Here is a 19907-nt window from a genome sequence, read left to right on the forward strand (position 1 = left end):
ATGCCAATAGATAAGCCGAAATTAGGTTATGTTTGTTGACATTTTATCAGTTGTTACATAAAGGTTAGTGGCTAACAAGTTACGGTTGTCGCCTCTCCAACGGAATGGGGAATGCAACACTGGAAGAAAATCAAAAGTGAAGGTTCTGCTTCACGATCCTTAAAATCCTAAAAGCTATACCGTTCCGGCGTGTCCATCTACGTTCGGCCTCTGGATTTGCTGACCAGTTGAATGTACATGTGAACTACCTGAATCGGGCGATCAATTGGACGACCGTGTTATAATCGATACCTGAGGTCACGGACACTCTTGAAATTCACTGTAATAGTAACTCTGGAAACAAAAAAACGCAAATCTTATGATTTAGCGGCCTTTTAAAGAGGATTGGAAACTCCAGTGTCGCCGTCCCTGTTCCCTTAAGATCCAACATTGCCTGTGCGGACTTCTCCGGCTCTCTTGTAATTGGCTATAATAACCGCTTTTGATGTAACATGACTTTCTGTTAATGTAAATGCTGCCGGGATCGCGCCGCTTTCGAACAGCTTTTTTCCTCCACCAAGAATCAAGGGATAAATTTTGAGCCGGAGATCGTCCACCATGTCATGCTTAAGCAGCAGTTGAACGAGCTTACCACTACCCCAAACTTGAAGGTCAGAACCCTCCGAATTCTTAAGCTTTTTGATGTCATCCAGGCTTTTGAGGAAATTGGTATTTTTCCAATCTGATTTTTCTATAGTCTCCGACAGGACGTATTTGGCGCCATCATTGATACCTGGCCAAAAGTCAGCATGTTGAGGCCAGTAGGACGCAAAAATCTCAAATGTTTTTCTACCCAAAATATAATCTGCAGGTTTCAACTCTTCTGCCAAGATATTGGTAAAAACCTCGTCACCATAAGATGCAGTCCAGCCGCCATAGTTGAAGCCTCCTGATGTATCTTCTCCGGGACCGCCGGGTGCTTGCATTACACATCTATTGCAATCATCGATAAAACAATTATTCTTCTCATATACTTTTTTTAATTGAAATTTGTGACCCTAAACTTTAATGCCATTACCAGGTACATAATCACTCTTGAAAGATTTGATTTGTTGCCCGTTTGACAATACAAAATTAGAATTCACTTCAGCATTTGACGCGGTGTAAAAGCGACAACTTAGGGGATGAATTGTGACAAGATCTGTTTATAAGCAAAAGACATGCTACGGAGGAATGACGGATACTTTCACGCATGGATACTTACCATGGAAGTCTTAACGCATGTTTCTATATTCATTTTAACCAATCGAAGCCATTTGACATCAATTGGATTACTGATAGCAAACAAAAGCCCTCAGACATTTAAGGTCTGATGATTCTCATACCGCCGCCTGGGGGCGGACGCATGCCTCCCATCGGGTTGAACTGTTTATTGAGGGAATAGATGAGCGTTAGCATATAGTAGCGACCGAGAGAATTGGTGACCTGTCTTTGGAAGTAGTTCGCGTCGGCTGTCTGGGATACGCTGGTGCTCTGGTCGAGCACGTTGTTGACGGATAGTTTGAGCTCGCCGCTTTTGGCTTTAAGGATATAGCGGGATATGGATATATTGAGAAAGGGTATTGTCTGGCTGTAATCGCTGGTTTTGCTTTCGTAGGTAAGATACTCGAGGGACGAGCTCAGCAAATACATGTTATCGAGCAGGTGAAGGTTTCCTTCGGTGGTGTAGGTATTGTTATAATACAGCTGGTTGGATGCGGCGTCGAACTCATAGATTGTGGACTGACGGCTGATGTTTGCGCTGAGACTTATATCGAACATTTCCTTAAAGCGGTAATCGTAGCGAAAGCGTCCGCCGAGCGTGTTTTGGGCGATGGTGCTTTGAAGATCGTCGATGACATTCACGCCCTTCTGCTGCGAAGCCATGGCCGTTATGCTGAAGCGGCTGTTGAGCTTTTGGATGGGGAAGCCGAAGGTTGCATTTCCGCTCAGATGCAGTGTGTTGTTTACGTTTACGGGTTTTGATATACGAACACTCTCTTCTGTATACGATTGCGAGTTAGTGATGGCATTTTTTGTATACGTAATATCCGCGAAGCCGAAGAAGTTTACGAACGATGCCGGGTTGAACATTATGTAGTTGATGCGTGCGTTATGCGCATAGGCCGGTCGCAGGCCGGGGTTACCCACGGAAAGGTTCAGCGGATCGCTATTATCCACCACGGGCTGAAGCTGCTGTATGGTCGGCTCCGTTACCGACGTTTCATAGTCGAAGCGCAAGTGCCGTGTAGATGTGAAGTCGTAATTAAACCGCACTACGGGTAGCACGTTGCGGTACGACTTGGATATCGTAGCGTCGGACAGCATCAGCTCGCCATCGAGAAATGTTTGCTGCACGCCCGCCCCTACGGTTACTGTATAGTTAGACCGGTTGATACGAAAGTTGAGTCCGCCGCGGTGATATTGGTAATTACTCTTATACAAGTTACTCAAACTATCGTTGAATACGGGCTCACCACTGTTTATGTCGTATACGTTTTTCTCTACGTCGTTCTCGTTGGCGCGGTAGCTGTAGTTCGCTTCCAGGTATTTACGACCGCCCAACGGTTCCGTGTACGACAATGTACCGCTGTAGGTAAGGGTGTTGGTGGCCTGGTCGTTGGTTTGCAACGTCTGCACACCGCCCTCCGACTGTGTATAATAGTTGGTAAGGGCATCGATGCTCCCCTTGCGATCCGTTTCTGTTACGTTCAGCTGCGCGTTTACCGACAAGGTACGTCCTTTCTTTGCAAAACGATGTCGCCATAACAGTGAGTTGTTTGCCGTCAGTGACGCGCCGTCGGCAATGGTTCGTTTTTCGTTGTCATTCAAAAGGCTTCCTCCCGTGGCCAGGTTCTCGCTCGCACTGGTTTCGTCCGTATCGGTTTCGTTGTATGTCACATTCGTTGTGAACTTGAGCGAATTCAGGGAGTCGATCTTATGGTCAATAATAGCGTTCAGCCGGTGGTTGGTGTTCGTATTGTTCTGGCGGCTGTTCTGGTTGAAGGTGAGGTCGCCGCTGGGTGCGAAGTTGATACGTTCGGTAGTCTGCCGGAGGTTGTGATTCAGGTGATTATAGAAGTAGCTGGTGCTTAGCTCGGTCTTTTTGGTAAGGTTCTTATTGTAGTTTATTCCACCGGCATAGTTCGTCATGATGCCGCTGTTGCGTCCTCCCTGGTTGAGCGATACGCCGGACTGATTATTGGAGCCGATGGTCATGCGCACAATGCCCCCGCCACCTGCTGCCATTTGCTGTGAACCGCCGGTAAAGCTCATATAGTCGTCTATGCCGAAGCCCTGTTCGTTTATATTGTTGGCCATGCCCAGAAACGACAGTTGCTCCTGCTTTCGGAAGCGGTTGAGGCTTGCCCTCGCCTGGTAGCAGTCGTTTGTTCCGACACCGCCCATGAGGGTACCGAAGGCGCCATTCCGTTTTTCTTCTTTGAGCTCGAGGTTTATGGTTTTTTCACGCTGACCGTCGTCCACGCCGGAGAATACGGCCTGGTCGGATTTTTTATCGAACACCTGCACTTTGCTGATGGCATCGGCAGGCAGATTTCGTGTGGCGAGCTTGGGGTCCGTGCCGAAGAATTCCTTGCCGTCAACCGTAATGCGTTTTACCTGCTCGCCCTGTGCGCGTATGGTTCCATCGTTGTCAAGCTCCAGGCCTGGCAGCTTTTTAAGCAAATCTTCTACAACAGCATTCTCGTTCGTTTTAAAGACTTTGGCGTTGAATTCTATCGTATCGCGCTTTACACGCACAGGCGCATCGTCTTCCACCGTTACTTCCCCTAGCTGTCGCGCCTGTGGCTGCATACGCAGATCACCGACATCCACCTGGTCGTCGGCGGGGAGCGATATCCTCTGCATGAGTGTTGCATAGCTCAGGTAGGTGATCTTGAGTATATATTCCTGGCGGGCTAGATTCCGTATTTCGAAAGCGCCGTCAGCAACGGTCATGCCGAAGTTTACGAGCGAAGAATCTTTTGCACTCAGTATCATAACTGTTGCCGATGGCAGGGCTGTGCCTGTGGTATCTTTCAGGTGCCCGGTTACCGTGAGCTTCTGGGCGATACCGATGTGACTAATAAAAAAAAGCAGGTATAGAAACCATTTCATTGTATAGGTTTTTCATTAAGCAATGGCTTGTGAAAAGGAGTAGTATTGCCGGCACGCGCCGCGGCGCGTAGACATGCTTATTGCCGGTCTTTTATCGTTATACTATCAGGGTCTGGGACCGGGACCTCTGCCCATACGCTGCATTTGCTCCCGGGATATTTTCCGAAATTCCGCTTCCGTAATGCGTTCGCCACCGGTGGGTGCTTTCAGCTCATGCTTCTTCAACGGGCGCGGCGCCACCTGCTGCGCAGTGATGACTATTTCGCCGGCATTCATATCTACTTGCAACACGCCACCAGGTAATGAATTGAAGCGCTCCGGACCGAGAAACGGCCGTAGTGCGTCTGTATACCAGGCTACAATTTCCTGTTTGCGTTCTTCACTATAATAGCCCGCCTGCCGGCATGTATAACCAAGGATTGTTTTCGTTTCGGCGCCTAATTTCCAAGGCAGTACGGACAACGAATCCTGTACCAGGTACTTCTTCCCCATAACATCCTGCTGAACGATGGAAACGGCCAATGCCTGGTCGGTATAATATTCACCTTGTGGTCTTCTGAAACGCATGCGCATGCCGCCACCGTCGGCTTCAAACTCGTCTTCATCCTCTTCCACAGGTTTATAGAGCGAAGTGGTTTCGTTGAAGAAGAGTTCTTCCTGGTGTACGTCGAATTCTGGAATTGCATCTTTCACGGCTTCACGATCGGGCGGCAGGCGGCGATGCAGGTTTATTTTTACTTCATATCGTATTACACCGGCAGGAATCTGGCCGGAAACGACGTGCGCTACGGCAAGCGATACCAGGATACTACCGATAATGATTATTTTTTTCATACCGTCCAATGTGTTTGCGTTGGCTGATTCGTTAATTCAATGATAAAACTACCGCGCGAAAGGGTTCTGCACGGTTAATAGATCTGAAAGGATTGTTAATTAAGGTTAAAGCGGCTCGTTGCGCCGGCGGATCGCATTACCTTTGTATAACCGGTGCGTCGCCGCTTTAAGGTATTACGACGGCACGATGCAACGGTTGGTATCAGATACAAAACAACGTTCACGTGCGGTGTGCCGAGTGCAGGAAAAAAACTTTGGTCATGGAACAGGGAGCGCAAAAAACATGAAGCGAAACAACAACATCGTAACCGTAACGCTGATGATCTGCAGTCTTGCGCTGCTGGTCGTGCTGCAATTTTTATGGTTGCAGAGCTCGTATGAAAAAGCATTTCATAGCCTGCGGCGCGAAAGCGGTATGATCTTCCGGACCACCGTCATGACACTTCGGGACACTACCTTTATGCGCAGCGTAGAGATTCTTCCGACAGATTCGCTGCCACATTCGGTGGGAACTGTTTTAACGACTGACTCAGCGCGGCCGGCATTCGCGTTCCGGACGAATCATCTAAAGCATCTTCGCGACAATGATGAGCGCGGCTCGGTAGAAGTCTATACGGCCATTTCACCCAACGACTCTATCAGCCCGGACATGCTTCGGCCGATTGCCGGGCGCCTCCAGACGATCCGTGGTGAAATGATGGCCGGGCAGGGCAAGAGTTTCATCGTGCGTCTGGCTGCCGACACCCTGAATATGGACACACTGCGTATGCAATATCGCCAGGCACTTGCCAACGCCAACATACACGTCCCTTTCAATATACGCTATGCTGTTGTGCCCCCCACGGAACATGGCCGGCAACCGGGCCCTTTCGTATTTGCCAAGGAGTTCGAGCTGACGCAGGAAGCCGGGCAACGGAGTGAAAACACCCTGTACGGCGATTCGCTCACGCTGGATGCCGTTCGCATCAGCCCGGTGAGCCGTTACACGGCGTCGCTGGCAAGTGTCCGTGGCGTTGTCCTGGCACAGATAACACCACAAATTCTATTCGTTCTTTTCCTGACACTACTCACGGCTACCGCATTTCTGGTAATGTTCCGGAACCTCCGGGCACAGCAACGCCTCATGGAAGCCAAGAACAACTTTATCAGCAACGTTACGCACGAACTCAAAACGCCGGTAGCCACAGTAAGTGTGGCGCTCGAGGCTTTACGGAACTTTCATGCCATCGACAACCCCACGCTCACGCAGGCATACCTGGACATTGCGCAGCACGAACTGAGCCGGCTGGCGATGATGACGGATAAGATCCTGGAAACCTCGGTGTTTGAAAGCAACGGTGTAAACTACCGCCCCGAGAACATAGACCTGGACACTGCCACACAACAGATCATTGCCTCGATGAAGATGGGGTTTGAAACACGCGGGGCTACAATACATTATATCAAAGAGGGAAACAACTTCGTGCTGCGCGGAGGCGTCATACACATCACGAATGTCATCTACAACCTCATTGACAATGCGTTGAAATACAGCCCTAAAAGTCCGATGATTACGGTGTCATTAAAAAATGCGGCAGATTCCGTAAGCCTGTCTGTAAAGGACGAGGGACTGGGTATCGCGGCGGAATACCAGAAAAAGATCTTCGAGAAATTTTTCCGCGTACCTACAGGCGATGTTCACAATACAAAGGGCTATGGACTGGGGCTCAATTATGTGGCGAGCGTAGTCCGCACCCACGGGGGTCGTATCGACGTGCAGAGCGAGCTTGGCAAAGGCAGTTGTTTTACCATTACCCTTCCGCGGCAAGGCACAACAGCCGTGACATCATGAGCAAGATCAAAATACTCTACGTGGAAGACGAGCCTTTCCTGGCGCGCATCGTAAAAGAAAGCCTGGAAAGCCGCGATTTTGAAGTAACGATGGTGGACGACGGCAAAGATGCCATACCCCGGTTCCTGTCGCTGAAGCCCGACATCTGTGTACTCGACGTTATGCTGCCCAGCAGAGACGGTTATACGCTGGCCAGGGAAATGCGCCGGCTGGCGCCATCACTACCGATCATTTTCGTTACGGCCAAGATACAGACAGAAGATCTGCTGAAAGGTTTTGAAGCCGGCGGCAATGATTATATACGCAAGCCGTTCAGCATGGAGGAGCTTATTATTCGTGTTACAAACCTGCTACAACTTACACAATCACAAAAGACCACGACACACGAGAACATTACCATTGGCCGCTACGAGTTCCTGCCACTGCGGTATGAGCTGCGGTATGAGACGACGGTAAAAAAACTCTCGCATCGCGAGTCTACCCTTCTGCAAACCCTGATCGACAACAAGAACGCCACCGTGCTCCGCAAAGATATTCTCATGAAATTGTGGGGAGACGATTCGTTTTTCAACTCGCGCAACCTGGATGTATACATTACCAAGCTGCGCGATTACCTAAAGGAAGATCCATCGGTCCAGATTATCACTATCAAGGGCATCGGTTATCATTTTGCCGCGTAGCGACGACGCGTTTGAGTTCCCTGGTACTTTATCTAACTGTTGGTATACACCATCCTGCCTCCAAATCATCGATGTTTTTAAAAATTCTGATCTGTTCATAGAATGAGTTTTGGTGACAATCCAATTATTGCTGCACTGGCGATGATAATAGGTTCCGATCTCTGGCGATACCGGTATGAAAAATAAATCCAGCCTCTTCCATCTGTTGTCGAACAGGTGCCTGCAGATAGGAAACAGTTACTTGTATATCTATTACATTTTTTGAGGCCAGTTCTAACACACTGGTAGAGCCGATGTCTCAGGCGAGTGAGACGCAATCTTTCGATTCCCTTACTCCACCTCCACCACACTGTGATCAAGAATAAACTGCCTGAGCTGGGGTTCATAAAGCTCCAATTCGTCTGATTCCACCCGGTACTGGCTGGCGGTCGCCCGAATCTTACCATTCTCATGTACAGCGATCGCATCGCGAACGGTCAATTCCACATGTGCGTCTGGTTGCTTGCCAAGCAGTGACACGAGTTCGCGCTCAATTTTTTCTTCTTGACCTGGTGCACCGCCACACAAACTGATGAATGAGTAATGACTTACCATCCCACGTTCCTTTTGCAGCAATGACTTCATCGGAGTTGCAATCTTACCAGCCCAGATGGGCGAAACGAATGTGACATGGTCGTATGCCGCCAGCGACTTTCCCAGGTCTTTTACCGTTGGCGTGCGCTTAAAGAAAATATCGAGAAAAACAGAAAATCCGTTCCTGGGTTTCACCGTTTCAATCCCGAGCTTTTCGCACTGAAGCTTTTCACTTAAGAATCGCGCCAGCTTTTCATTGTTATGCGTAAAGGAGTAGTACACGATCACGTTTTTCATAAGAGTGAGTATGGTTGTGCCGGCTAAAGTAGGTTTGGAGAACGCTACTTCCTATGACCGCGGTCAGAGAGAACTATGACGCTTGTTCGCCGTGAGCGAAATCATCACCTGTCCCGAGCACCATCATATCAAACCAGGCCTCCAGTCACGAAATTGTTCAAAAAGCATATGAAAAATATTCTCGTCCCCTGCGATTTCTCAAAGCCCGCCGAAGATGCGTTCCGGTTTGCCATCGACATAGCAAAACAGAGTGGCGGTGAAGTGCACGTGTTGTATGTAATTGATATGACATTCTTAAACGGACATCCTACCCTTTCAAACGCCTATGCCTTCAACGTGAACTTTCTGAAAGACATCGAGCGAGAATCCGATGAAAAATTTCGCGTGATTTGGTCACGCTATGCACCTTTTACAATGAAAGTAGGTTTCCGGCATGTGATCAGCTCCCTGGTTCCGGAAGTCGATAAATACATTAAAGAATACAATATCGACCTCGTCATCATGGGCACGCACGGCAAAGGCAACGCCATAGTAGGATCGAATGCCGACAAAGTGGTTCGACGCTCTCCGGTTCCCGTTTTTTCGATTCGATCCTATCCTAAACAAATCCAAAAGATCATACTTCCGGTAATGCAGGTCAAACCGGACGGCAAGTTTGTCGATGTGGTAAAGAACCTACAAGAATTCTTTGACGCGCACTTGTATATCGTCTCTATCAACACGCCGCTATACTTCAGAAATGATCCAGAGGCCATGCGGGACCTGGAAAAGTTCGCCAGTGGTGTGTTTTCGAATTATACGCTGCATATACGATCCGACTACACGGTAGAGACAGGAATAGCAAATTTCACAACGGAAATAGAAGCGGACCTGATTGCCATGGGTACACATGGTTGGAAGGGCCTTCTACACCTTGTTGTCGGCAGCGTGGCGGAAGACCTTATAAATCTCCTCAAAACACCGGTATGGACGCTTCACGTGAAATAAGTTACTGATACGGATCACTCCAACGCTTGACAAACATCAGCCTTTACATTTTCAATAGCCGTCATCTTTGGCATACAACATCAGCATATGGCACAGGATAGAACATATACTAAATTCCTGAACGAACTAGGCGATACAACGCGTTTTACGCTTCGATTCTTTCGTGAGCTTTTTAAACGCAACCAGGAGCTGGAAGAGTTTTTCCGCCAATGCTACTGGATCGGGTATAAATCGTTGCCGTTGGTAGGTATCACCGCGCTTATCATGGGCCTGGTACTGACTATTCAGTCGCGCCCAACGCTGGTCGAATTTGGCGCGCAGTCCCTATTGCCTGCGATGGTATCCGTCTCGTTAGTGCGCGAAATCTCACCGGTAATCACGGCCCTGATTTGTGCGGGCAAGATCGGTTCTGGTATTGGAGCAGAGCTTGGTTCCATGCGCGTTACCGAGCAGATCGACGCCATGGATGTCTCTGGCACAAATCCTTTCAAATACCTTGTCGTGACCCGTGTGCTCGCGACGACCATCATGCTACCGGTACTATCAAACCTTTCGAACGCCATCGGGTTGTATGGTGCCTACCTGGGCGTGAATATCCGGGGGACTGTCAGTTGGCATTTGTATTGGACACAGGTTTTCAATGCCCTGAGTTTCGGGGATGTCATCCCGTCGCTGATCAAAACATTCTTCTTCGGTTTTGCGATCGGTATCATCGGCTGTTATAAGGGATATCATTCGAGCAAAGGCACCGAAGGAGTCGGTCGATCTGCTAATTCCGCCGTGGTGGTGGCCTCCTTGCTGGTATTTATCATCGACCTTATTGCCGTGCAGGTGACGGATTTACTTGGGCTAACCTGATGCTATGAAAAACGGGCCGGTCATCGATGTGCACAACGTGCATAAGTCTTTTGGAGAAAACCATGTACTCCGGGATTTCTCCATGACGCTTGCACCAGGAGAAAACTTAGCGATCCTGGGTAAATCGGGATCTGGAAAATCTGTGCTCATTAAATGTATCGTCAGACTTATTCCTTTCGACCATGGCACCATCGAGGTGTTGGGTGAAGATGTCAATGTCCTCGACCTGGATGCACTCGATGTGCTGCGCGCGCGTGTTGGGTTTCTTTTTCAAAGCAATGCATTGTATGATTCGATGACCGTACGGGAAAACCTCGAGTTCTCACTGCGGCGCCACTGGAACGCTGACCAACGCAAAAAAGGTGCGGAGGCGGTGGTATTGGAGGCCCTGACTGATGTGGGCCTGCCGCATACGGTGAACATGATGCCTGTTGAACTCTCGGGCGGTATGCGCAAACGCATCGCACTGGCGCGCACGCTCATCCTCCGTCCATCCATTATCTTATACGACGAGCCTACAACCGGACTTGATCCCATTACCTCACGGGAGATCAGTCACCTGATCGTCAACGTGCAGCAAAAGTATAACACTGCGTCGGTGATTATCTCGCACGACATCAATTGTATCAACATTACTTCCAACCGGGTGGTTATACTCATCGACGGCACCGGCTATGCGAACGACACGTACGCAAATCTCAGGAATTCCAATGATCCCAGGATAAAAGATTTTTTTGATTAAACTATGAGAAATAAAACACTTGATAATACAAAAGTTGGAACGCTGGTTATGGCCGGTCTGGTATTCCTGGTGTTTACCCTGTACATGATCGGAAGAAACCGAAATTTATTCGGCGCCACGTTCACCATTAACGCTGTGTTAACCAATGTCAATGGACTCGTGCCCGGAAACAATGTTAGGTTCAAAGGAATTAACGTCGGAACGGTCAGCAGCATTCGGCTAAACAGCGACACGGGCATTGTAGTAATACTGAATATTGACCAGGCGATGAAGCCCTATATTAAAGAAAACGTGATGGCGTCGGTCGGCACGGACGGTCTAATGGGCGACAAGCTCATTAACCTGAACCCAATTGCCGGGCCCGCCGGACCGATCGAAGAAAACGACACCATCTCTTCGTTGACGCCGGTTGAGACCGAAGAAATGCTTCGTACGTTAAACGCAACCAATAATAACGTTGTGCGAATATCGGCCGACCTGTATGAGATCACGACACGGCTCAAAACGAGCGAAACACTATGGAGTTTGCTCTCCGACAGCGTACTCGCGCAAAATCTGAAAGGCGCCGTCGGCGACTTTAAAACCGCAGGGGCAAACACGGCCCAAATGACGCAGACTGCCAAAAATATCGTCGAGGAACTACACGCCGGTCGGGGGATCTCATACCGACTGTTCGCCGACACCAGCCTGTCCAACAAGCTTGATAATTCGCTGCGTCAGATCCAGCAAGCAAGCCTGGAGACATCGGCGATGATGGCAAACCTCCATCAGATCGTGGGGGGGCTAAAGCAGGGCGACGGCGCCGCAGGACTCGTCCTGGCGGACACACTGGCCCGCCAGAGCCTGCTGCACAGCTTGCAGAGCATCGAGCAGGGCGCAGGGCGCTTCAACGAAAACATGGAGGCGTTAAAATCCAACTTCCTTTTTCGAGGCTATTTCCGGAGGCAGCAAAAAAAACACCGAGACATCAAAGACACATCCGGCGTGGCGCAACGCAATCCCTAATAATGAAATTAGTCTGCCTGCCACACCCATGACAAATACATGTCGCCCCGGGGCTGGAGGCTCTACGTTGTTCACAGATAACTAAAGCCCTATCAACAGCATACTTGCACTAGTATGCCACCCAAGAAAATAAAAGCTGCGGTGGTCCGTGAATTGGCCACCCCTGACGACTGAAGAGATGCCCGGAGCTTACACCTGAAGCCTCAAAATAGCGTTAACGCGAAGCTAACAACAGTAGATAATGACAATCTACGGCATGCATGATCCCCGTCACGGCACATACAGGGGTAATACCCTGATATTCGATTAAAAACAATGAAAACAGAATTTCCTCCACATGCTCCGCACAGCGCACTGTATGGACTCGGTGTTGTGGGTGCGGCAATCTATTACGTCTCTCATGCCACCAGCTTTTGGCTGGGAGCACTCGGTCTTTTGAAAGCACTCGTATGGCCGGCATTTCTGGTATATGAGGCGCTAAAATCTTTGCATGCTTAATAACCCCAACAGCTATGGATCGGAAGAGAATTATCATCATCGGTGGCGGCATGGCGGGATTGTGTGCCGGCGCGTACTTGCAAATGAACGGCTACGACGTTACTATCTTTGAGAAGAACAGCACGGCGGGAGGTGTTTGCACCTCCTGGAAAAAAGGAAACTACACCATCGATCTTTGTATTCACTGGCTGGTCGGTAGCGGTCCCGCCAGCAGTTTTTATGAGCGCTGGTCGGAGCTGATCGATTTGAATGAAGTTAAATTCGTCAATCGCGACGAGTATTTCCGGGTAGAAGACGAGCACGGCAACTACATCCGTGTATTCTCCCACATTGAGCGGCTCGAGCATGAATTTCTATTACGTGCGCCGGAAGACGAAGACGAGATTCGTATGTTCACGCATGGCCTCCGGTGCCTGGCAACATTCGACATGCAAACAGAAAAGGCACCCGAATTGGCCAACCTTTGGGACAGGCTAAAGTCGTTTATACGACTGATACCGTACTTGGGAACATTTCAAAAATACATGAATTTGACCTGCCGGCAGTATAGTGAGCGTTTCAAGAATCCATTGCTAAAAAAGGTTATGCAAAATCTGCCTGGACCAGACATGGGCATCATTTTCGGCATGATCACGCTTACCTGGTTCCATAACAAAACAGCGGGGTATCCGATTGGCGGATCGTTGGCCTTTTCGGAAAGAATTCTGGAAGCTTATGTACAGCTCGGAGGCAAGATTGTTTTCAACGCCGACGTCCACAAGATATTGACAGCAAACAACACGGCCCTGGGGATTGAGTTGGTAAACGGCCAGCGACACACCGCGGACTACACCATTTCTGCAGCGGACGGTCATGCCACCATTTTTGAGATGCTGGAAGGAAGGTATACTGATGCAGAGCTCCTAAAGTTTTACCGAACAGCCAAACGCTTCCCCTCCCTGATCTTTATATCGATTGGCGTCAGAAGAAAACTGTCCAGGTTACCGAATATGACCTTAATCCCGCTACCGGAACCCATTATCGTGGATCCGGAGACATCCGTCAATGATCTGATTATCCATACGCATAATTATGACCCTACACTCGCCCCTGCAGGCAGCACATTGCTAACGTTTATGCTGGAGACATACAACTATGATTACTGGAACGACCTGCACCGGCATGATAAGCGCCGTTACGATAATGAAAAAGCAAGAATCCTGGCCGAAGTTATACAGGTATTGGAAAAAAGGGTGGGCGACGTTGCCCGGTACGTTGAAATGACCGACGTAGCCACCCCGGTTTCTTTTCGGAATTTCTCCGGTAACTGGAACGGAAGTTTTGAAGGTTGGCTCATGACCCCGGAAACAGGGCTCAAACATCTCTCTCATACGCTTCCCGGACTCCAAAATTTCTACATGTGCGGTCAATGGGTCGCTGTCGGTGGTGGACTTCCCGGTGTGTTACTTTCCGGCCGCGATACAGCGCAAATCATTTGCCATAAAGATGGACTGAGATTTGAAGCTGACAAAACTTTAGTTATTGCCTGACCCATTAGGCCTGCCAGGTAGGCGGCATGACGAGAAACTCGCTCTCCTGGCCTTTCGACGACGAGATTTTTTTATTTTTCTTTTGCGGTAAACGAGAAGAGATGGCCGTCGCCCGTGACAGGGTAGAGGACGGGAAAATTCTCACGAAGAAGCTAAGTGAGAAGATACCGGACATCTTTTTCATGGACATTCATATGCTCTGTAAAGATGGCCTCCAGTGTTTCACAGACATTAGGGCTTATAATCAATATGACGAAAGGCTCGTGATCATCTATTCCTCATTCGACGATCGGCAAAAAGGCTTGATGAGATATTGTTCAACACCAGTTGCAAACATTGTTCTTTGTCCTTTTCATTTGCTGATGTTGTGTAAACAATAACAGGAATACCGGCAAAGCGACTGTCGTTCTTAATGCATTTGATGCAAGACTTTCCATCTATCGTCGGCATATTTATATCAAAAAAATGATATCCGGCATGACAACCAGTTCATCCATAAACTCCAGTACCCCCTGACCGTGTCGGGTATTTACACATCTTGCATGTGGCTATTAACAAGGAAAAATCAGCCTGCAAATAAGAAGCCAGCCGCTTCTTGTCGTTAAGAAGTCGGCTGGCAACCGGTCCTGTCGGAGGGACGACCGGTGTTGTTTTAGAAGGCGATGGTTCCCTGGAACACAAATCCATCAAACTTACCACCTTGCAGGATATCGCCTGCAGGGTAATCTTTGTATTTCTGTGTCACATACTCACCTTTCAGTAGGATGTTGCGGGTGATAAACCAACCGCCGCCAAATGCCGTGCGTTCCTGTGATACATCTGCGCGAGTGCCTTGTGATATACCACCAGCAACGGTAGCGTTGGTCGCAGTACCGAAGACCTGTGTGCCGCTCACTTTATTATAGCGTGCGCCGACGTAGAACTTTTCTTCTTTGCCAAAGCGGTAAAGCAGGTCCACCGCCATTTGGTCGAATTTGCGTTTTTCAAGCTTGTTAAACTTCGGTGCGTCGCTCACAGAATTTGCATACTGTATTTCTCCATTTTCGACTGCACTATTTCCTTCAGCAAACTCAACCGTTCCGAACAATTCCAGTCCATGAAATTGAACAAAGGGGTTCACCACAAAGCTCGATACATTGTCTGTGAAATTCGGACTAAGGCGCCCGGAGAAAGCGTTGCCTGTTACCGTGGCCGCAGCCGGTTCCATGACAAACTGGTAGTTTGACCCCGTGCGGTCACCGCGGAACAGGGTGCTGTTTATCGAGCTAGACTTTTGCAGGTATGAGCCGGTAAGACGTACACGCGTTCTTTCCGCCAACACCTTATCGAAGCCAATTTTACCATATACGGAAGGGCTTCTTTTTTCCTGTGCCGTAACACTGCCCTGAATCTCACCATTGGTCATACCACCCATCAGCAAGATGCCGTTCTTTTGCCAGTATAGCTCCGCGCCAATTTCCGTAGCAAAGGCATCCATCGTGTTGTTTTCTATGAAGGGATTCCAGAAGGCATTACCGCCATCACTGCGACGGAAGTGCGCGTCGCCGTAGTTGATCTCCATATGACCGATTTTCAGCGTAAGATTTTTCCAGAGGTTATTCAGCAATTCACTGTTGAGAAACCCTACTTTGTCTATTTGGAAGTATCCTGCCTTCACCCACATTTCGTTGTGGTGGTGAGAGGACATATAGGAGATCAGGTTTACACGTACACCATCGGCTAATTGAAAGTCAAGGTTCAGGTTCGCTTGAGCAAGAGGAAAACCATTGCCCAGGTCATAAAGCGGCACGCCGCTTTCGTTGCTATGGCTAAGCGACTGGAAGCTTTGCGTAAAGTTTCCACCTACACGCAACTTTAGTCCGTCGTAGCCGATCGTATCGGTCTTTGATGTTTCGAATACGTTTACGCCACGTTGGTCGTAGTGGCGGAAGTATTGAATGGGGGCCTGTGCAACGGCCACCTGCACCATCGTGATGAGCAGGAACAGACCGGAGAATCTTCTCAAAAGGTCTGTGGGGCTGAAATTTTTCATACTAGTTATTGTTTAAAGGTGATAGAGGTACTATTGTATTAGCGGGAAGCCGTCGGGCTTTGGGAAAGCACCAGGTTCACGGTGACGGTCACTTCGTCACCGACCTTGATGGTGCCCATCATCGCCGTTGGGGGTTTCATATTGAATTCAGTCATTTTCAGTTTGCGGGAGAGCGATATTTCCATATCTCCGTTTGCCAGTAATTTACCCCTGGCTTCCACAGTGATGGGTTTTGTTGTGCCCGCCATGGTAAGGTTACCCGAGACCTTAATCGTCGTAAGGTTGGCTGCGTCTACGGTAATCTGGGCGTGCGACGCTGTGTAGAGAATATAGGGATGATCATCAGACTTAAATGCCTCGTAGGTTTTGTTGTCCATCATCCGTCCCTCGGAGCTTTTGATACCCGCCACCGGAATCCTGACGTTTATATCGTCCAGGTTCTTTAGCCGGCTACCTTCCGACTGGAAGTTGCCCAGACAGTTGATCTTTGTAATCTCCGACTCCCATTCATGCAAGGTCGAGGTACCTTGAATAGAGGCCTTTACGGACTTGACAGAGAGTGTATTCTGTGCATGTAGAGGATAATACAGGAAGATCGCCAACAGCACCACGAGGGTGATAATCGAATGTTTTGAGTTCATAGCGATATGCGTTAAATGTGATGCTAAAGTATAGCGGATGACTAACAACGTATCTGACGGACGTCGGCTACTGTAATGATTTTCAACACTAGTGTCCACTGACAATAATCAGGGCAGGCTGTATTTTTTCCCTTCAACGGGCTACTTATGCCACAATATGCGACAAACTACAGGCTGGGCAGATGGATACGTACGGCATCCCTGCAGCAGCCGGCATTTTGAGGACACCCGATCAACAAGCAGAAAGGCCGGCCGGTGCCGGTTTACTATATAGAATAAAAGAGCCCTCAAGGTTATCCTCGAAGGCTCTTCATGCTAAGCGGTTGACGCAGCGGTCGCGCTTCACCGTGTTGTATTCCGGACCTGGCCCAACGATTGAGCTGAATGCGCCAGCAAAAACGAAGTGCTCAGGAAAGGACCGTTCTATTTAAACTTCGCCTGCAAGGAGACTATATTAGAAACTAATCCCGTCTGGCGTGTATAGTGGCCATACCGAATCTCGATCGTATTGAACCTGCCAATTCCTAAAATCCCGTCCGCGGAATTAAAGCGAAGTCCAGTTCCTATGAAATGACTATCAAACTTCGACAGATCATAGTCACTCGTATAATGCGTCTCCGTCACCGCGTGTTGTTTATACGCGGCAAAGTAGTCCACGGCTGACTGGTTATAGTAACGATAGAACGGACTGATGGAAAAGAAGGGCGTGATCTTGATGGGTGTTTCAATTTCCGCTGTATTGCTCTTCAAGCCCCAGTCATCCTGATAGTAGCGGTAAAAAGCCCTGACCACGACGCGGTCGCCCAGAAAATAGCTCAGGCGGACGCTCGCAGGAATCTTGAACCGGCTCCCCGGGAGGTTCTCTATACTGACTGTATTATCATTAAAGTAGACTCGGTTGAATGGCAGGCTCAGGAAGCCCTTTTGATAGGCAAAGTCGAGCAAAAACAACAGCTGTAGTCTGGTGTTAACAATTTGCGACCAGGACAGAGTAGCACTATATGTATTACGTGCTTCCGTTCCACCCTTCTTCCCTGCACGTTGCTCGATCGGGTAGATTAGGGTAACAACATCCTGGAATGTTTGCAAACGAACACCCAGCTGCCGGCTCTTATCTTTCGAGTCTTTGAATGCATTTATGCCGCCGCCCAGGGAGAAATAGTCATACTCAGAGGACACCGAAAAATTAGCACCGATGGTGCTGCCTTTGGTCTCGTTTAACCGCGACCAGACGATACTGGGATAAATCCGTTGGTCACCTGAGGATGCCGACGAAACGGTAGCAGGATCAATCTTATCGGATGATGCGGACGTGTAGGTATCGATTCCCAATTCAAAAGTATAGGTGTTGACGCGATGTTTCCGATCCGTCTTAAGGAGGTGGACATCAATCGTGGTCGCAAAATCAGTAAGCTTTTCAGAGCCGACGCCTCCGGTCACCGCAGCATTGTTGCCGTCCTGGCGATAATAGCTGGAGACAAAATTTACCTCGTCGACTTTGAGTTTTCGGTCTTCATAGCGGGTAGTATCACTTCCTTGCGAAAATGCACTGAGGATTGACGCGTATAGCGCCAATATTGTTAAAGGTATTCGAAGCATATTCGTAAGATTTAGTTACAGCCGCATCCACCTCCCGGTTTTCCACCGTTCGCCCCGGCGGATCCTTCGCGGTATAGCCCAAAATTATTTTCAAACTTTTGTCCCTTGCGCATCGACAATTCCATATCGGCGTCGTTGAGGTACATTTTTTGGTATTCTTTGACGGGCTTGCAGGATGTAGCCAGTATCAGGCACACCGTTGCGACCCAGAGAACTTTTCGTTTCATAGATGGTTAATGAAGTGAGATATTTTTCGACGTGAATAATTGATTGTCGTCGTCGATGATGATGCAGGCAACGCCTTTCATCTGATTGATCATCGCTAAACCGGCACGCACTCCCATGACCGTGACGGGGGTAGCAAGCGCATCCGATAACTCCGCCATGGGGCTTATGATCGAGACGCTTTTTATACCTGCCACCGGTAATCCGGTTTTGGGATCGATGGTGTGCGAGTATCGCTTCCCTCCGATCACTACAAATTTTTCGTAGTTGCCGGAAGTAGCAATAGAACTGTCGGTTAGTGTAAGAGATGAAAAAGGAACTCTTGAATCGGGATCAGCAATGCCAACCGTCCAGGGTTTACCATCCGCTTGCGTTCCCCACACGGCGAGGTCCCCTGCTGCGTTCACCACGCCACTACCTACACCAAGGCTAACGAGAAGTTGTTTGGCACGATCCGCAGCGTAGCCTTTTCCGATGCCACCAAAGCCTATCCGCATGCCTGCGTGTTTCAGGAACACCGAGCTATTTGCCTCGTCGAGGACGATGTTTTTATAGTCAATAAGCCGGACAGACTGGCGCGCAACTGCCGGATCGGGGAGACTGGTCATGGACTGATCAAAATTCCACAGGCGCTTATCCACGGACCCATAGGTAATATCGAACGCGCCCTGCGTGAGTTCGGAAATCCGTATTGAGCGGGCGACCAGGTCATACACCTCGCGTTCAACCTTAACTGGCCGAACACCTGCCTGCTGATTGATGGCTTGTGTCTGGCTGTCGTCACGAAAGGTGGTGAGCAGGGATTCAATGCGCCTAATTTCCTGGATTGCGCGATCCAGGCAATGCTCGGCCCAGGCAGCATCCTCGGCCACGACCGCCAGGTTAAACATATTGCCCATGAGCTTACACGTCCTGCGGTGCAAGGTCTCCTGAGCTGTTAAAAGCACGTTATTTCCCATGAGCATGTGCGCGCAGTTGTCCGACAAATTCTGTACCCGATCCGTTGCTGTAGCCATTCCATTCCTGAATTACCTTACCGTCGACAGTCATTAAAAGTGTCAAAGGAAATTTACCGGTAGGATTGTACCGTTCGGCGAGCTTCTCATTATGCTCACGTTGTTTGGCATCCAGCTGATTCTTTTTTTGCCGCGGAAAGTCCGCCCGCACAAGAACCAGATTTTCGTCGGCATAGGATTGAAATTCTGGAGTTTCAAATACCTCGCGCTTCATCTTGATACACGGACCGCACCAATCCGATCCGGAAAAATTCAGTAAGATCAATTTATCGCGCTCACGCGCCAGGGTCTTAGCCTGTTCGAAGTCGTTCATCCAGATGGGTGACGTACCTAGCACAAATGCCACAACGAAAACAATTGCTTTCATAGCGAATAAAGTTTAAGATGTAAAATTTAAAAAAGGATATCGGCTCCCGAATACGG

At 49.0% G+C, this 19907-nt stretch carries 20 protein-coding genes; 7 read left to right on the plus strand and 13 right to left on the minus strand.

Annotated elements, in window-relative coordinates; all coding sequences use genetic code 11:
• Positions 1-416: 416 nt before the first annotated feature.
• The 3 genes from K7P01_RS06195 to K7P01_RS06205 form a co-directional block, all read right to left on the minus strand.
• Positions 417-965, minus strand: a complete 549-nt coding sequence (locus K7P01_RS06195; protein ID WP_267290967.1) for a dihydrofolate reductase family protein — start codon at positions 963-965, stop codon at positions 417-419.
• 376 nt (positions 966-1341) lie between these two features.
• Complete coding sequence (locus K7P01_RS06200; RefSeq protein WP_267290969.1) at positions 1342-4137, minus strand: outer membrane beta-barrel protein; 2796 nt, start codon at positions 4135-4137, stop codon at positions 1342-1344.
• Between the two features lie 105 nt (positions 4138-4242).
• Positions 4243-4971 (minus strand): GLPGLI family protein, encoded by a 729-nt coding sequence (locus tag K7P01_RS06205; protein WP_267290971.1) that lies wholly within the window; start codon positions 4969-4971, stop codon positions 4243-4245.
• Positions 4972-5254: 283 nt separating this feature from the next.
• Between K7P01_RS06205 and K7P01_RS06210 the strand changes: the two genes are divergently transcribed.
• Entirely contained in the window at positions 5255-6802 is a 1548-nt protein-coding gene (locus K7P01_RS06210; protein WP_267290973.1) for a sensor histidine kinase, read from the plus strand.
• Positions 6799-7482 carry a response regulator transcription factor gene (locus K7P01_RS06215; protein ID WP_267290975.1) on the plus strand — a complete coding sequence of 228 codons (684 nt, stop codon included), beginning with the start codon at positions 6799-6801 and terminating at the stop codon, positions 7480-7482. Before K7P01_RS06210 ends, K7P01_RS06215 begins: the two co-directional genes overlap by 4 nt.
• Positions 7483-7606: 124 nt before the next feature.
• Here the strand turns inward: K7P01_RS06215 and K7P01_RS32055 are convergent, their stop codons facing one another.
• Both K7P01_RS32055 and K7P01_RS06220 read right to left on the minus strand, forming a co-directional pair.
• The gene (locus tag K7P01_RS32055) at positions 7607-7777 is read right to left on the minus strand and encodes a GrpB family protein (RefSeq protein ID WP_397311095.1); all 171 of its coding nucleotides are present in this window, start codon (positions 7775-7777) and stop codon (positions 7607-7609) included.
• Between the two features lie 35 nt (positions 7778-7812).
• The gene (locus K7P01_RS06220) at positions 7813-8352 is read right to left on the minus strand and encodes a flavodoxin family protein (protein ID WP_267290977.1); all 540 of its coding nucleotides are present in this window, start codon (positions 8350-8352) and stop codon (positions 7813-7815) included.
• Positions 8353-8520: 168 nt separating this feature from the next.
• Here K7P01_RS06220 and K7P01_RS06225 point away from each other — a divergent pair, with 168 nt between their 5' ends.
• From K7P01_RS06225 to K7P01_RS06245, 5 genes are all read left to right on the plus strand, one after another.
• Positions 8521-9339 (plus strand): universal stress protein, encoded by an 819-nt coding sequence (locus tag K7P01_RS06225; protein ID WP_267290979.1) that lies wholly within the window; start codon positions 8521-8523, stop codon positions 9337-9339.
• Between the two features lie 87 nt (positions 9340-9426).
• Positions 9427-10197 (plus strand): MlaE family ABC transporter permease, encoded by a 771-nt coding sequence (locus K7P01_RS06230; protein WP_267290981.1) that lies wholly within the window; start codon positions 9427-9429, stop codon positions 10195-10197.
• A 4-nt stretch (positions 10198-10201) separates the two neighbouring features.
• Complete coding sequence (locus K7P01_RS06235) at positions 10202-10939, plus strand: ABC transporter ATP-binding protein (RefSeq protein ID WP_267290984.1); 738 nt, start codon at positions 10202-10204, stop codon at positions 10937-10939.
• 3 nt (positions 10940-10942) lie between these two features.
• Entirely contained in the window at positions 10943-11944 is a 1002-nt protein-coding gene (locus K7P01_RS06240; RefSeq protein WP_267290986.1) for an MlaD family protein, read from the plus strand.
• 512 nt (positions 11945-12456) lie between these two features.
• Positions 12457-13971, plus strand: coding sequence for a phytoene desaturase family protein (locus tag K7P01_RS06245; RefSeq protein WP_267290988.1), 1515 nt, complete (start codon positions 12457-12459; stop codon positions 13969-13971).
• A gap of 4 nt (positions 13972-13975) precedes the next feature.
• Here K7P01_RS06245 and K7P01_RS06250 read toward each other — a convergent pair whose 3' ends face one another.
• The 8 genes from K7P01_RS06250 to K7P01_RS06280 all read right to left on the minus strand — a co-directional run bounded on the left by K7P01_RS06250 (position 13976) and on the right by K7P01_RS06280 (position 19851).
• Positions 13976-14155: a hypothetical protein gene (locus K7P01_RS06250; RefSeq protein ID WP_267290990.1), complete on the minus strand. Its 180-nt coding sequence runs from the start codon at positions 14153-14155 to the stop codon at positions 13976-13978.
• Between the two features lie 83 nt (positions 14156-14238).
• Positions 14239-14427, minus strand: coding sequence for a hypothetical protein (locus tag K7P01_RS32060; RefSeq protein WP_397311096.1), 189 nt, complete (start codon positions 14425-14427; stop codon positions 14239-14241).
• 196 nt (positions 14428-14623) lie between these two features.
• Positions 14624-16003: a hypothetical protein gene (locus tag K7P01_RS06255; protein WP_267290992.1), complete on the minus strand. Its 1380-nt coding sequence runs from the start codon at positions 16001-16003 to the stop codon at positions 14624-14626.
• 38 nt (positions 16004-16041) lie between these two features.
• On the minus strand, positions 16042-16644 hold the full coding sequence (locus K7P01_RS06260; protein WP_267290994.1) for a YceI family protein: 603 nt from the start codon (positions 16642-16644) through the stop codon (positions 16042-16044).
• Between the two features lie 423 nt (positions 16645-17067).
• The gene (locus tag K7P01_RS06265) at positions 17068-18243 is read right to left on the minus strand and encodes a DUF3570 domain-containing protein (protein ID WP_267290996.1); all 1176 of its coding nucleotides are present in this window, start codon (positions 18241-18243) and stop codon (positions 17068-17070) included.
• Positions 18244-18254: 11 nt separating this feature from the next.
• Positions 18255-18470, minus strand: coding sequence for a DUF4266 domain-containing protein (locus tag K7P01_RS06270; RefSeq protein WP_267290998.1), 216 nt, complete (start codon positions 18468-18470; stop codon positions 18255-18257).
• Between the two features lie 6 nt (positions 18471-18476).
• Entirely contained in the window at positions 18477-19415 is a 939-nt protein-coding gene (locus tag K7P01_RS06275) for an FAD:protein FMN transferase (RefSeq protein WP_397310852.1), read from the minus strand.
• A 1-nt stretch (position 19416) separates the two neighbouring features.
• A complete protein-coding gene (locus tag K7P01_RS06280) occupies positions 19417-19851 on the minus strand; it encodes a thioredoxin family protein (protein ID WP_267291000.1) in 435 nt (144 codons plus the stop codon).
• Positions 19852-19907: the final 56 nt, after the last annotated feature.

It is taken from the genome of Parachryseolinea silvisoli (assembly GCF_021190955.1).
Classification (GTDB): Bacteria; Bacteroidota; Bacteroidia; order Cytophagales; family Cyclobacteriaceae; genus Ohtaekwangia; species Ohtaekwangia silvisoli.

Excerpts from the sequence above, each read along its gene's own strand:
- K7P01_RS06215 (WP_267290975.1), top strand. The coding sequence starts at position 6,799 with ATGAGCAAGATCAAAATACTCTACGTGGAAGACGAGCCTTTCCTGGCG.
- K7P01_RS06205 (WP_267290971.1), bottom strand. The coding sequence starts at position 4,971 with ATGAAAAAAATAATCATTATCGGTAGTATCCTGGTATCGCTTGCCGTA.
- K7P01_RS06200 (WP_267290969.1), bottom strand. The coding sequence starts at position 4,137 with ATGAAATGGTTTCTATACCTGCTTTTTTTTATTAGTCACATCGGTATC.
- K7P01_RS06225 (WP_267290979.1), top strand. The coding sequence starts at position 8,521 with ATGAAAAATATTCTCGTCCCCTGCGATTTCTCAAAGCCCGCCGAAGAT.
- K7P01_RS06195 (WP_267290967.1), bottom strand. The coding sequence starts at position 965 with ATGCAAGCACCCGGCGGTCCCGGAGAAGATACATCAGGAGGCTTCAAC.
- K7P01_RS06270 (WP_267290998.1), bottom strand. The coding sequence starts at position 18,470 with ATGAAACGAAAAGTTCTCTGGGTCGCAACGGTGTGCCTGATACTGGCT.
- K7P01_RS06260 (WP_267290994.1), bottom strand. The coding sequence starts at position 16,644 with ATGAACTCAAAACATTCGATTATCACCCTCGTGGTGCTGTTGGCGATC.
- K7P01_RS06220 (WP_267290977.1), bottom strand. The coding sequence starts at position 8,352 with ATGAAAAACGTGATCGTGTACTACTCCTTTACGCATAACAATGAAAAG.
- K7P01_RS06240 (WP_267290986.1), top strand. The coding sequence starts at position 10,943 with ATGAGAAATAAAACACTTGATAATACAAAAGTTGGAACGCTGGTTATG.
- K7P01_RS06230 (WP_267290981.1), top strand. The coding sequence starts at position 9,427 with ATGGCACAGGATAGAACATATACTAAATTCCTGAACGAACTAGGCGAT.
- K7P01_RS06265 (WP_267290996.1), bottom strand. The coding sequence starts at position 18,243 with ATGCTTCGAATACCTTTAACAATATTGGCGCTATACGCGTCAATCCTC.
- K7P01_RS06280 (WP_267291000.1), bottom strand. The coding sequence starts at position 19,851 with ATGAAAGCAATTGTTTTCGTTGTGGCATTTGTGCTAGGTACGTCACCC.
- K7P01_RS06250 (WP_267290990.1), bottom strand. The coding sequence starts at position 14,155 with ATGAAAAAGATGTCCGGTATCTTCTCACTTAGCTTCTTCGTGAGAATT.
- K7P01_RS06245 (WP_267290988.1), top strand. The coding sequence starts at position 12,457 with ATGGATCGGAAGAGAATTATCATCATCGGTGGCGGCATGGCGGGATTG.
- K7P01_RS06210 (WP_267290973.1), top strand. The coding sequence starts at position 5,255 with ATGAAGCGAAACAACAACATCGTAACCGTAACGCTGATGATCTGCAGT.
- K7P01_RS06235 (WP_267290984.1), top strand. The coding sequence starts at position 10,202 with ATGAAAAACGGGCCGGTCATCGATGTGCACAACGTGCATAAGTCTTTT.
- K7P01_RS06255 (WP_267290992.1), bottom strand. The coding sequence starts at position 16,003 with ATGAAAAATTTCAGCCCCACAGACCTTTTGAGAAGATTCTCCGGTCTG.